General features: G+C 70.8%; 6 protein-coding genes. 3 read left to right on the plus strand and 3 right to left on the minus strand.

Going from position 1 to position 14242, the window contains the following annotated elements:
• Positions 1-166: 166 nt before the first annotated feature.
• From QQX02_RS06510 to QQX02_RS06520, 3 genes are all read right to left on the minus strand, one after another.
• A complete protein-coding gene (locus tag QQX02_RS06510) occupies positions 167-2623 on the minus strand; it encodes a glycogen/starch/alpha-glucan phosphorylase (protein ID WP_301142002.1) in 2457 nt (818 codons plus the stop codon).
• Positions 2624-2714: 91 nt separating this feature from the next.
• Positions 2715-3701, minus strand: a complete 987-nt coding sequence (locus tag QQX02_RS06515) for a glycosyltransferase family 2 protein (RefSeq protein ID WP_301142003.1) — start codon at positions 3699-3701, stop codon at positions 2715-2717.
• Positions 3702-3711: 10 nt separating this feature from the next.
• Positions 3712-4002 carry a hypothetical protein gene (locus QQX02_RS06520; protein ID WP_301142004.1) on the minus strand — a complete coding sequence of 97 codons (291 nt, stop codon included), beginning with the start codon at positions 4000-4002 and terminating at the stop codon, positions 3712-3714.
• A gap of 112 nt (positions 4003-4114) precedes the next feature.
• Here QQX02_RS06520 and gcvP point away from each other — a divergent pair, with 112 nt between their 5' ends.
• The 3 genes from gcvP (at position 4115) to QQX02_RS06535 (ending at position 14239) form a co-directional block, all read left to right on the plus strand.
• Entirely contained in the window at positions 4115-6973 is a 2859-nt protein-coding gene (gene gcvP, locus QQX02_RS06525) for an aminomethyl-transferring glycine dehydrogenase (RefSeq protein ID WP_301142005.1), read from the plus strand.
• Positions 6974-7125: 152 nt separating this feature from the next.
• Positions 7126-8241, plus strand: a complete 1116-nt coding sequence (locus QQX02_RS06530; RefSeq protein ID WP_301142007.1) for a serine/threonine-protein kinase — start codon at positions 7126-7128, stop codon at positions 8239-8241.
• A gap of 4 nt (positions 8242-8245) precedes the next feature.
• Positions 8246-14239 (plus strand): Ig-like domain-containing protein, encoded by a 5994-nt coding sequence (locus tag QQX02_RS06535; protein ID WP_301142008.1) that lies wholly within the window; start codon positions 8246-8248, stop codon positions 14237-14239.
• Positions 14240-14242 lie beyond the last annotated feature (3 nt).

The raw sequence follows: 14242 nt of genomic DNA on the forward strand, positions 1-14242 counted from the left end.
CCTACCCGCGCGCCTGCGCTCGCCTCTCACCCGACCCGCGCATCGGCCGCACTCCCGCCGCCGTCCGCCGTCGGCCACTGCCCGCACCGGGCGCAAGTGTCGATCTATGTGCGGTTCTCGGTGCAATCGCGCACGCGATTCGACACTTGCGTGGGTTGGGGCAGGGTCAGGCGTTCCAGATGCGCGCCAGGTAGTCCCTGATCGACCGGTCCGAGCTGAAGTACCCGCTGCGGGCCACGTTGAGCACGGCGGACCTGGTCCACGCCTCCTGGTCCGCCCAGTGGGCCTCCACGCGCTCCTGAGCGTCCACGTAGGCGCGGAAGTCGGCGAGTGCCATGAACCGGTCGCGCTCGATGAGGCTCGCGGTGATGGAGGACACGAACGATCCGCGGTCGCCGCCGGTAAAGGCGCCGGAGGCGATCATGTCGAGAGCCGCGCGCAGGTCCTTGTCCTGCTCGTAGTACGAGGCCGAGCGGTAGCCGCTGGCCTGGAGGTCGGACACCGCGGGCTCGTCCATGCCGAACAGGAAGAAGTGATCGTCGCCCACGAGCTGGCGGATCTCCACGTTCGCGCCGTCGTCGGTGCCGACGGTGAGCGCGCCGTTGAGCGCGAACTTCATGTTGCCGGTGCCCGAGGCCTCCTTGCCCGCCTGGGAGATCTGCTCGGACAGGTCCGCCGCCGGGATGAGCGTCTCGGCGAGCGTCACGTTGTAGTTCGCAGGGAAGGCGACCTTGAGGCGGCCCTCGAGCGAGGCGTCCGCGTTGATCGTCCTGCCGACGGCGTTGATGAGCGCGATGGTCTCCTTGGCGCGCACGTAGCCGGGCGCCGCCTTGGCGCCGAACACGAAGGTCCGGGGCGTCACGTCCGCGAGGGGCAGGGCGCCGCTCGTGATGCGCTCGTACAGCGACACGATGTGCAGCAGCTTGAGCGACTGGCGCTTGTACTCGTGCAGCCGCTTGACCATCGCGTCGACCATCGCGTCGGGCGAGATCTCGATGCCGTCCCGCTCGGCGATCACGCCCGCGAAGCGTGCGCGGTTGTGGCTCTTGACCTCACGGAACCGACGCCGGAACTCGGCGTCGTCGGCGAGCGGCTCGAGCTCGCGCAGACGCTCCAGGTCGGTGACCCAGCCCTCGCCGATCGCCTCGGTGATGAGCGCGCTCAGCCGCGGGTTGGACAGCGCCATGAACCGTCGCGGGGTCACGCCGTTGGTGACGTTCGTGAACTTGTGGGGGAACATCTCGGCGAAGTCGGAGAGCACCTTGTCGCGCAGCAGCTGCGAGTGCAGCTCGGCGACGCCGTTGACCTTGGCGCCGGCCACGGTCGCGAGGTAGGCCATGCGGACGGAGCGCACCGGCTCCTCGGCGATGATCGACATGTGGCGCTCGCGCAGCATGTCGCCCGGGAACGCCTCCCGCACCTGCTCGAGGAACTCCTCGTTGATGCGGTAGATGATCTCGAGGTGGCGCGGCAGCAGCCGGCCCAGCAGGTCGACCGGCCAGACCTCGAGGGCCTCCGGCAGCAGCGTGTGGCAGGTGTACGCGAACACCTTCTGAGTGACGGCCCAGGCGTCGGCCCACTCCCAGCCGCGCTCGTCGATCAGCAGGCGCATCAGCTCGGGCACCGCGATGACGGGGTGGGTGTCGTTCAGCTGGAACGTGATCCGCTCCGGCAGGCGGTGGAGGTCGAAGTCCTCCGGCAGCACCTTCTCGACGAAGTCGCGCAGCGAGCACGCCACGAAGAAGTACTGCTGCTGGAGCCGCAGCTCCTTGCCCTGGGGCGTCGAGTCCTCGGGATAGAGCACCTTGGAGATGTTCTCCGCCTGCGTCTGCGCGCGCACGGCGTCGGTGTAGTCGCCGGCGTTGAAGATCGCGAGGTCGAAGGCCTGGGTCGCGCGTGCGGACCACAGCCGCAGCGTGTTGACGCGGCCGTTGCGGTAGCCCGGCACCATGTAGTTGTAGGGCACGCCGGTGACGTGCCAGTCGGGACTCCAGCGCCGATGCGCGCGTCCCGACTCGTCCTTCCAGGCCTCGACTCGGCCGCCGAATCCCACCTTGACCGCGTTCTCCGGGTGGGGCATCTCCCAGGGGGAGCCCAGGCGCAGCCACTCGTCCGGCTCCTCCACCTGGCGGCCATCCTCGAAGCGCTGGCGGAAGATGCCGTACTCGTAGCGGATGCCGTAGCCGATGGACGGCACGTTCTCCGTGGCGAGCGAGTCGACGAAGCACGCCGCGAGGCGGCCCAGGCCACCGTTGCCCAGCCCGGGCTCGATCTCCGTGTTGCACAGCTCGACGAGGTCGATGCCCAGCAGGTCGAGAGAGTCGCGAGCGATCTCGCCCAGGTCGGTGGCGAGCAGGTTGTTCTCGAGCTGGCGTCCGAGCAGGAACTCAGCGGACATGTAGGCGACGGCCTTCTTCTGCTCCCGGCGCTGGGTGCGGAGAGTCTCGAGCCATCGAGTGGTGAGGTAGGCCCGCACCGTGCGCGCGAGCGCGAGGTACTTGTCGTTCGTGGAGGCTCGATCGAGGTCGACGCCCTGACCGAAGTTCACTTCCCGCAGGAACTCGCGGGTGAAGCTCTCGACGGTGTGCTCGCGGGCGGCGGAGGGTGCGGTGGTGTCATTCACACCTCCCAATCTATGGCGCGCGACATAGGACCTGTGTCCACGGAGGCCAAGAATTCACACGGCGGACACAAAGAGAGGGCAGTGGCGGAGGTCAGGCGTCCTCTGCGGCATCGGGCTCGAATCGCTGCAGCGGCGACATCGCAGGCCCGTACTGCTGCTCCTTCATGCGCTCGAGCGCCTGCTCATGGAGGATGCGGTTGGTCTTCATGAGGTCGGAGAGGATTCCCAGCGCCAGCGACAGCCCGGCGCCCACCAGCATGATGGTGCCGAAGATCAACGACTGGATGTGGTTGCCGTCGTTGCCGAGGGCGCGCAGGATGACGAACCGCACGAACGGGATCGCGCCCAGGATGCCGAACAGCGAGGCGAGCCACGCGAACAGCATCCACGGGCGGAACATGATCGACGAGCGCAGGATCGCCTGCGCAGACTTCAGCATGTGCTCCCCGACGTTGCGGAACAGCCGCGACTCGCGCGTCTTGGGGTTGGTGATGATCGGGACCGACGCGATCGCAAGGCGCTTGTCGCCCGCTTGGATGATCGTCTCCATCGTGTAGCTGAACCGCGTGACGATGTTGAGGCGGTACAGCGAGTACCGCGAGTACGCGCGGAAGCCCGAGGCCGCATCGGGCAGGCGCGTGCCGGCCGCGCGGTTCACCACCCAGGAGCCGAACCGCTGCATCGTCTTCTTGAACGGGGAGAAGTGCGCGATGGTGTGCGTCTGCCGATCGCCGATGACGATCTCCGCCTCGCCCGCGACGATGGGGGCGACCAGGTCGCCGATGCGGTGCTGCGGGTATTGGTTGTCACCATCGGTGTTGACCACGATGTCCGCGCCGCGGGAGAGGGCGTGGTCGATGCCATCGCGGAACGACTGTGCGAGCCCCATGGTGCGGACGTGCCGGATCACATGTGCGCCGTGCTCGTGGGCGATCCGCGAGGTCCCGTCGGACGAGCCGTCATCGATCACCACGACTTCGATCTCGTCGATGCCGGGGATGGCGGTGGGAATGCCCGCGAGGACCTCGCCGAGGGTCGCCTCTTCGTCGAGGCAGGGGATCTGGACGACGAGCTTCACGGCATTCAGGCTAGTGGTCGGAGCCGGTGCTGCGGCGCTGCCTGTGACGGAGCTGGTTGATCGCGACGCCGACGAGGGGCGCGAGGACCAGGCCTCCGATGGCCCCGCCAGCGGCCGCACCGGCAAGCGACTCGCCCGCCAGCGTGGGAGCGAGCGCCGGTCCGAGCCATGCCTGGCCGACGAGCCCGCCCACCAGACCGCTGAGCACTCCGATGATGGCGCCGGCGTCCACCGCAGGGTGGGTGCGGGAGGCGCCCCAGCCCAGCACCGCGCCGAGCACCGCGCCAAGCATCACGTCCATCGCCGACCTCCTCGTGCCCACATGGTGGCACAGGGCCGCTGCATGAGGGCCGCACGCGGCGGTTCGCCGCGGGCCTCTGTCGCGTCCAGGGGCTTTGAGACACAATGGGCCCGTGACCTCCTTCGCTGACCGCCATATCGGCCCCGACGAGACCGCCATCGAGACGATGCTCGCGGCCGTGGGCCATCCGTCGCTCGCTGTCCTCGCGGAGACGGCGGTGCCGGAGTCCATCCGTCAGGACGACGTGCTGGTGCTTCCGGATCCGCTCACGGAGTACGGTGCGCTGAGCGCCCTGCAGGCCTTCGCGCAGCGCAATCAGGTCCACACCCAGATGATCGGCCAGGGCTACTACGACACGATCACGCCCATGGTGATCCGCCGCAATGTGCTCGAGAACCCCGCCTGGTACACGGCGTACACGCCGTACCAGGCCGAGATCTCGCAGGGCCGGCTCGAGGCGATGCTGAACTTCCAGACGATGATCTCCGACCTCACCGCGCTGCCGGTCGCGGGCGCGTCGCTGCTGGACGAGGCCACGGCGGTGTCCGAGGCCGTCCTGCTGATGCGCCGCGCGGTCAAGGACCGCGAGGGCGGGGTCGTCGTGCTCGACTCGGAGTGCCTGCCGCAGACCATCGCGGTGGTCGAGGCCCACGCCGAGGCGATCGGTCTTCGCCTCGAGATCCAGGACATCGATGCCGGGTGGGAGGCGCCTGCGGACCTCATCGGCCTGGTCCTTCAGCAGCCCGGCTCCACCGGGGTGCTGCGCGAGATCCAGGACGTCGTCGCCGCCGCTCACGCGACGGGCGGACTGGTCACCGTCGCGGCCGACCTGCTGTCGCTCACCATGGTCAAGGCGCCCGGCGAGATCGGCGCGGACATCGCGGTCGGCTCCGCCCAGCGATTCGGCGTGCCGCTGTTCTTCGGCGGCCCCCACGCCGCGTTCATGGCGGTGCGGGACGGCCTCGAGCGCCAGCTGCCCGGCCGCCTGGTCGGCGTGAGCGTCGATGCGGACGGACGTCCGGCGTACCGGCTCGCGCTGCAGACGCGCGAGCAGCACATCCGCCGCGACAAGGCGACGTCCAACATCTGCACGGCGCAGGCGCTGCTCGCGATCGTCTCCGGGTTCTACGCGATCCACCACGGACCCGACGGCCTGCGCGCCATCGCGCAGCAGGTCCACAACACGGCCGTCACGCTGGCCGATGCGCTCACGGCGGCGGGCGTGCGCATCAAGCACGAGAACTTCTTCGACACCGTGGTGGCCGAGGTGCACGGCGGAGCGGACTCGGTGATCGCCCGCGCGGCGGCCGCCGACATCAACCTGCGCCGCGTCGACGACGATCACGTCGCGATGGCGTGCGACGAGGTGACGAGCCTCGACATCCTCCACCACCTCGTCGAGGCGGTCACGGCCGTCAAGCGCCACGCGGTGTACACCGCGCCCCGCGTCGCGATCCCGCGGTCGCTGCGCCGCACGAGCGACTACCTCACGCACCCCGTCTTCCACCAGTACCGCTCGGAGACGTCCCTCATGCGCTACATGCGCCGGCTCGCGGACCGCGACCTGGCACTGGACCGCACCATGATTCCGCTGGGCTCGTGCACGATGAAGCTCAACGCCGCCGTGGAGATGGCACCCATCAGCTGGCCGGGATTCGCCCGCATCCACCCGTTCGCCCCGTCGAACCAGACGGCCGGGTACCGCGACATGATCGCTCAGCTCGAGGGCTGGCTCGCCGAGATCACGGGCTATGCCGCCGTGTCGGTGCAGCCCAACTCGGGCGCCCAGGGCGAGTACGCGGGGCTGCTCGCGATCCGGGCCTACCACCGCGACAACGGCCACGCCGAGCGGGACGTCTGCCTGATCCCCGCATCGGCCCATGGCACGAACGCCGCGTCCGCCGTCCTGGCGGGACTGCGCGTCGTGGTCGTGGCGACCGCGCCCGACGGCGAGGTCGACACCGATGACCTGCGCGCGAAGCTCGCGGAGCACGAGGGTCGCGTCGCCTGCATGATGATCACCTACCCGTCCACGCACGGCGTGTACGAGGCGCATGTGGGCGAGGTCTGCGCCGCCGTCCACGACGCCGGGGGTCAGGTCTTCATCGATGGAGCCAACCTCAACGCGCTCGTCGGGCTCGCGAAGCCCGGCCACTTCGGCGGCGACGTCTCCCACCTGAACCTCCACAAGACGTTCTGCATCCCACACGGCGGCGGCGGGCCCGGAGTCGGCCCCGTCGCGGTCGCCAAGCACTTGGTGCCGTACCTGCCCGCGCTGCGCCAGACCATCCAGCGCCCTGCGGAGCTGCAACGACGCGGTGCACCGGTGAGCGCCGCGCCCTACGGATCGGCCGGCATCCTTCCGATCACGTGGGCGTACATCGCGCTCATGGGGCACGAGGGTCTGATGCGCGCCACGGAGACCGCCGTCCTCGCGGCGAACTACGTCGCGACGCGACTCCAGGACGCCTACCCGGTGCTGTACCGCGGGCCGGGCGGACTGGTGGCGCACGAGTGCGTCCTCGACATCCGTCCGATCGCGAAGGCCACGGGAATCACCAACGAGGACATCGCGAAGCGGCTCATCGACTTCGGGATCCACGCGCCGACGATGTCCTTCCCCGTCGCCGGCACGCTGATGGTCGAGCCGACCGAGTCGGAGGACCTGGGCGAGATCGACCGCTTCATCGACGCGATGCTGGTGATCAGAGAAGAGATCGCCGCCGTCGAGCGTGGCGACGTCGCCGCAGTGGACTCGCCGCTGCGGCACGCGCCCCACACGGCCGATGCGGTGGTCTCCGACGCCTGGGACCGCGCCTATTCGCGCGAGCAGGCGGCCTTCCCGGTGCCCGGCCTGCGCCAGGACAAGTACTGGGCGCCAGTGTCGCGCATCGACAACGCTCATGGCGACCGTCATCTGGTCTGCTCGTGCCCCCCAGTCGAGGCGTACGCCGCCGAGGCGAACGAGTGACGCAGCGCCGCTCCTGAACCCACGGGTGGCATCAGTCACATGGGCCGCGCGGGCCCTTCTGACGGCGTGTGCCGTGGGTTAGAGTGACCTGCGTTCCCACGGCCGTCCGGCCGCAGCACGGTGGCACGAGTTGTGAACGGGAGGGAGGGGCCGTGGTGCGTCGTCAGCCGCTCAGCCCCCCGGTGCTGCCTGGGTACACGTACATCCGGCCGCTGGGCTCCGGCGGCTTCGCGGACGTGTTCCTGTTCCAGCAGGACATGCCGCACCGACTCGTCGCCGTCAAGGTGCTGCTGAGCCGCATCGAGGACCAGGCCGCCGCCCGCACGCTGTCCGCCGAGGCCGACATCATGGCGAGCCTCAGCTCTCACCCGTCGATCCTCACGGTCTATCAGGCGAGCGTCTCCGCCGACGGCCGGCCGTACCTGGTCGTCGAGTACTGCCCCTCCTCGCTCACGAACCGCTACCGCAACGAGCGGATGCCCGTGGCCGAGGTGCTGTCGATCGGCGTCAAGATCACCGGCGCGGTCGAGGCCGCGCACCGCGCGGGCCTGCTGCACCGCGACATCAAGCCCTCGAACCTGCTCCTCACCTCCTTCGGCCATCCCGTCCTGTCGGACTTCGGCGTCGCATCGGCGCTGGCCCAGGGCGAGGACGAGACCATCGCCCTGTCCCCGCCGTGGAGCGCGCCTGAGGTGGTCGAGCAGCGCACGTCCGGCACCGTCGCATCCGAGGTGTGGGCGCTCGCGGCCACCGTGTACACCCTGCTCGCCCAGCGCGCTCCGTTCGACCTCCCCGACGGTCGCCGCGGCGACGACCTTCAGCTGCGTGCCCGCATCTCGCGCGCCAAGTACACCCCGACGGGCCGTGCGGACGTCCCCGGCTCTCTGGAGCGCGTGCTCGAGGGCGGAATGCGGCGACTGCCGGGCGACCGGTACCCGAGCGCGCTCGCGTTCGGCGAGGCCCTGCGCGAGGTCGAGCGTGAGCTCGGGCTGCCCCCCACCCCGCTCGACGTGCCGACGGACGAGTGGGCGCAGGCGGCGGTGGGCCTCCGCGAGACGGAGCCCGCGACGCCGATGCCGCGCTCGACCGTCGCGATCGAGTCGCGTCGCCCGCGACGAGAGCCCGCGACCGGCACGCGGCACGGCACCGTGACGCGGCACGAGGCCGCGGCGAACCGCGTGGGCCGCGCCGTGGCGATCACGGCGGCGGTCATCGGCGCCGCCGCGATCGGGGCCGCCATCACCGTGCTGATCGTGGTGGGGACTTGAGCGCATGAGCGGCGTCGAGGCCGGGCTGGGACGGGCCACGGCGGCACGCTGGCGCACGGTCCGCCGGGCGTCGGTCGCCGCCGTCCTGGTGGGCCTGGTCGTGGGCATCGCCCTGTCGCCCGGCTTCGACGAGCGCGAGGTCCAGGTGGACGACCCGTCGGTGTGGGCGCTTCAGACCGCCGCCGGCGAACGGTTCGGCCGCATCAACACGGTCGTGTCGGAGGTCGACACCGTCAAGGCGGTCGAGGACCCGAGCGAGATCCTGCAGGTCGATCGCACGCTGCTGGTGTACTCCGACAACCTGGGCTCGGTGACGTCGCTCGACGCGGCACGACCCAGCGATGTCGGGGAGGCGAGCGGGGACGAGACCGTGTCCACCCCGCTGGGCACGACCGCGGTGTCCCACACCGGCGACGTCGTCGCGTACCTCACCGAGGCCGGCGAGGTGCTCGCGGGGTCGGTGAGCGACGGCAGTGCCATCGCCCCGCGCGTGATCGATCCCTATCGAGACGTCGAGGTCGCCGAGGGCGACGATCGTCCTCAGTTCCGCGCGGTCGCCGCCGCGGTCTCCGTCGACGGCGAGCTGGCGGCCTATTCGGCCCAGCGTCAGAGCGTCCTCCTGGCCGATGCGCTCTCGGGCGAGGTGCGCGACACCGTGTATCTCCCGGAGGGCCCCGAGAGCGACGATGTGCAGATCGCCTGGGTGGGCGCCGAGTGGGCGCTCCTCGATGCCGACAGCGGCCTGGTGTGGTCCAGCCTCACGGACGAGCCGGTGGCGACGCCAGCCACCGAGGGCGCGCTGCTGCAGGAGTCGTCGCGGGAGTCGGACCGGATCGTGATCGCCGATGAGTTCGGCTCGGTCACGGTGCCCCTCGACGGCACGCCCTCCTCACGGACGCACGGATCGACCGAACTGGCGCTCGGGCAGCCCGCGCGCCCCGCGGCCCTGCCGGGCACGTCGATCATCGCCGGGGCATGGCTGCCCGCAGGCGAGGGGGCGGGCACGCTGTGGATGTCCAACGGCACCACGACGCAGCTGGACTACGGCGACGGCTCGCTCGGCGAGCGCCGCACGCCGCGCCTGCGCTCGAATGGCTCGCGCCTGATCCTCAACGAGGCCCGGTCGGGATGGGTGTGGGGGGTGCCCTCGGGCGCGCTCGTGCGCTCCTCTCAGCAGTGGGTGCAGGACGACACGTCTCAGCAGGCGCCCGACGACCAGGAGGTGGCGACGCAGGTCTCGGATCCGCGACCGCCGGTCGCCGCGGACGATTCCCTCGGCGTTCGTGCGGGGCGCCAGGTGAGCCTGCCGGTGCTGCTCAACGATCACGATGCCAATGGCGATGTGCTCACCGTGGTGTCGGACTCGCTGACGGGCCTCGACCCCGCGTTCGGGACGCTCACGGTCGGCGACGATGATCAGACGGTCGTGGTGGACGTGGCCCCCGACGCGACCGGCACTGCCACGTTCACCTACGTCGTCACGGACGGGACCTCCGGAGAAGGGCTGCTGTCCGAGCCCGCATCGGTCACGCTGGCGGTGAAGGACACCGACGAGAACAACCCGCCCGTGTGGTGCGGCACCGAGGGCTGCCTCGCCACGTGGCCTGCTCCTCAGGTGGCGCCGGGAGGCACCGTGTCGGTGGACGTGCTCTCGGGCTGGGTCGACCCTGAGGGCGACCCCATCTATGTGGCGAGCGCGCGCACCGAGGCGTCGGCCGGCGTGGTCGCATCGTCACCCGAGGGTGACGTCGTGTTCCAGCACACGAACGCGTCCTCGTCCGAGTCAGGTGCCGTGCCGGTCGAGGTGACCGTCTCGGACGCGTACGGCGCGCAGGCGGAGCGCACCCTGACCGTCACGGTGATGGGAGAGCCCGAGCTGCGCGCCGACGACGTCGTGGCCACCGTCACCGCAGGGGTCACCACCACCGTGGACGTGGCGGACCTCGTGTCCGGGGCGCGCGGGCCGCTGGTCGTCACCGAGGCGGCCTCCGACACGAGCGACGACGCGACGGTCGCCGTGGCCCAGGGCACGGTGGGCTTCACCTTCACGGCGCCGGAGGCCGGCTCCTACGTGGTCGACTACACCCTGACCGACGGGGTGGCGGAGGTGCGAGCCTCGGCCCGCATCACCGTCATCACGCCTGAGCAGGAGCGGCTGTCCACCGTGCCGCTGACCGCCTTCGTCCGGTCGCGCGAAGACGCCACCATCGACGTCCTGTCCTCCGTGACCAACCCCGGCGGGCACGTGCTGCTGCTGAGCGAGCTCGAGACTGAGCCCGCGGAAGGCGCGCGGCTCTCGGCGGACATCGTGGGGCACTCCGCGCTGCGGATCAGCGGCGAGACCGCGGACGCCCAGCCCGGACTGCTGGGCGTGCTGCGGTACAGCGTCTCGGACGGGTCCGGGCGCACCGAGGCGACGGCACGTGGAGAGGTCACGGTGATGCTGCTCGATTCGGAGGCGCCCTCGACGCCGCTCGCCGTGGACGACGCCATCACCGTGCGCGTCGGGACGCAGGCGGATGTCGACGTGCTCGCCAACGACGTGGGCCCGGCGGGCAACGTCATCGCGCTTGACGCCGCGTCGGTCGAGGCGAGCGAGGGAGCGGGGCTGGCCTTCCCCGCGCGCTCGACCGTGCGGTATCTCGCTCCGGACGAGCCCGGCGTGCACGAGATCTCCTACGCCACGTACGTGCTCGGCTACCCCGCGCAGCGCGACACGGCCACGGTGGTCGTGACAGTGCTCGAATCGGACACGAACGCGCCGCCGACGCCGATCCCGCTCAGCGGCAGGGTGGCCTCGGGGCAGACGGTCCGTCTTCCCTTCGACGGCACGGGGACCGACCCCGACGGCGACGCGGTGGCGCTGCAACGCATCGAGGCCCAGCCGGAATCGGGTTCTGCGCGCGTCTCCTCCGACGGCCAGTCCATTGTGTACACGGCCGATGCGGGCTTCGCCGGGCAGGTGGCGTTCGACTACAGCGTGGTCGACGCCCGCGGGCAGGCGGCGGTGGCGACCGCGACTGTCGGAGTGCTCGCCGCCGACGTCGACCCGCGCCCCGTCACCTACTCGGACTACGTGCAGGCGCAGGTCGGTCCCGACCGCAGGGTCAGCCTCGACCCCGTCGGCAACGACATCGATCTTGCCGGCGGAGACCTGGAGCTGCTGTCGGTGCGCCCCGATGCGGATCCGGCGTCGCAGGAGTTCGCGGCGTTGAGCGACCGGCTCGAGTCGGTCGAGGACGGTCGCGTGACGCTGTCCGTCGGCGAGGAGCCCGGCACGCATTCCTTCGTCTACACCGTGGAGAACCCCGGCGGCTCGACGGCGATCGGCCGGATCGTCCTCAAGGCCGTGCGCGACCCCGTCGCAGACGTGCCGGTGGTCGACGACACGGTGCTGACCGCCGAGAACCGCGACACCTTCGCGACAGGGGTGGACGTCCTCACGGACCGCGTGTCGTGGAGCTCGGGTGAGACCGCCGACCTCGAACTGTCCCTGTGGGGGGACCAGCCGGACCTGACGCTCGAGGGCCGCACCATCGCGGGCCCGCTGCCCGAGGTCACGCGACTGGTGCCGTTCCAGGTGACCGGTCCGGACTACGCCGGCGAGCAGGTGGTGTCCTACGGGTTCCTGCGTGTGCCTGGCGCCGAGGAGATCCGCGTCGCGCTGCGCGACGACTTCGCACCGCCGGAGGTGGATGAGGGAGAGTCGGTCACGTTCGACCTGGTCGAACTCGCCGCGATCCCCGAGGGATTCGACCTCGCCATCGACGGGAGCGGCGTGGCCGCGTCGGGACACCGCGCGGACTCGACGTGCGAACTCGTGTCCGGCACCACCCTGCGGTACACCGCCGGCATGGGCGACCCCTACACGGACACGTGCCTGGTGCCTGTCACGCTGGCGGGTCAGGACGAGCCCACCGTGCTGCCGGTGCCGATCGTGATCATCGCCGAGGACCCGCAGCCCCTCCTCACCGGCGCGTCGCTCGAACTGTCGCCGGGCGAGACGACCACGTTCGACGTGGAGCAGATGGTGTCCTGGCCCCAGGGCTCCGCCCCGCGCGCCGTCGAGTACTTCACCGACTACTCGGGACAGCACTTCGAGGTGTCGCGCTCCGGGACGGTGCTGACAGTGACGGCGAAGGACGCCTCCATCCCGGGACGCCAGGACGTCGTGACCGTCTCCCTCCCGTCCGACCCTGCGACCCCGGCGACGTCGCTGTCGCTCGAGGTCGGTCCGGCGCCGTCCGAGCTGCCCAAGGGCGCAAGCGTCGTGCAGCGGTGCTCGCAGGCCTCGGGCTCCTCGTGCACGGTCACGGTCGCGGGCGTCTCCGGCGAAGTCAACCCGCTGCCCGGCACCCCGCTCGAGTTGGTCGACGTGGCGGGCGCCGCGTCCTGTCCCCAGGTCTCGTGGAGCCGAGTCGACGACCGCACGGTGCGTGCCTCATGGGCGCAGGACGCCCCAGGTGCCGTGTGCGACGCGAACTTCTCCGTGCGCGACGCTCAGGGACGCGTGAGCGCGGGTGACCGACAGGGCTCGATCAGCCTCGACCTGCAGGGCTTCCCGGCTGCACCCGCCGAGATCCGTCAGACGGGGTTCGCCGACGGTCGCGTGACACTGGCGGTGACGCCGGGCCCGGCGAGCGCCGCGTACCCCGCGATCTCGGGATTCGAGGTCTTCGACGGCAACGCCCGGGTGGCCACCTGCTCGGCCCGCGGTGCGTGCCCCGAGCTGTCCGGACTCTCGAATGGCGACAAGCGTCAGTACACCGCACGCGCAGTCAACGCCGTCGGTCAGTCCCGCGACGGGGTGTCCGTGACGGCGTGGGCATATGCGCCACCGTCGGCGCCCACCGAGATCGCATGGGAGCCCACCCGCGAGACCGGGGGCGCTGGAGGACGCATCGACGTGACCATGCGGATCCAGGACCCGACCACGCGATCTGTGACGCTGGCCAGCCCCTCGGGCGCGACGCGCGAGTACGCGGTGAGCGGGCGCACCCTTGCGATCCAGGGCTTCGAGGTGGGATCCAACCAGGCGCAGACCGTGAGCGTGACGCCCACGACCGCCCTCGAGATCCCGCCCGTGGGCGGCGGCAGCGCCAGCGGCGAATCCACCAGCTTCACCGCTAACGGGGTGGGGGCCCCCGAACTGCTGCAGGCGACCTACTCGCTGAACGACAGCCGCAGCCGCGTCACGTTCACCGTGCAGGTGCGCTCGGGCGGCGAGGGCTCACAGACGTGGGTCGGCATTCGCCGGGGAGGCACCTGCACGGGTCTGGTGCAGACCTCGGGCGGTCAGGGCCAGGTGAGCGCGGACGTCGAACCCAACCGGCGCACGGAGTTCACGCTCTGCGGCGAGAGCCGGTACGGCGGCGCCACCTTCGCTCCGTCGAACACCCTCGACAAGCGGGTCTACTCCTACCTCGAGCCCGGTGCACCGACCTTCCGGCGCGGCTACCGCGTCGACGCGAACTGCAGCGGCAGCGAGTGGTGGTGCGCCACGGGTGTGGAGTCGCCGCAGCCCGACCGCCCCTACGGCATGGACACGCAGTACTCCGTCAACGGCAGCGGCTGGAGCAGCGACTTCTCGCTCCCCGTCGGCTCGGTCTCCGAGGTGCGTGCCCGCTACTGCATCGACTACGGCGGCGGCGACACCCAGTGCTCGAACCAGACGTCAGTCGTTCCGGCCCAGGAGGGCTCGCCGCTGTATCCGATCGAGATCCAGGTTCAGGAATGCCGTGCCGGCGTCGACCCGGACATCGGTGGCATCACCGTCTCTGCCACGGGGGCGCACTACACAGCGACCAGCACCATGCTCGGCCAGTCGGGAGGCGACGCGGTCGCGATCGAGGACATGCGTCGCATGCGGTGGGACGTGTCGTTCTCAGGTGCGCTCGCGGGCATGAACGCGTGGTCGACGACGGTGACGTGCGCCTACGAGGAGCCCCCGCCGGACCCCGAGCCCACCCCCGATCCCGAACCGACGGCCGCGCCGTGAGCG

This window comes from Demequina muriae (assembly GCF_030418295.1).
Lineage (GTDB): Bacteria > Actinomycetota > Actinomycetes > Actinomycetales > Demequinaceae > Demequina > Demequina muriae.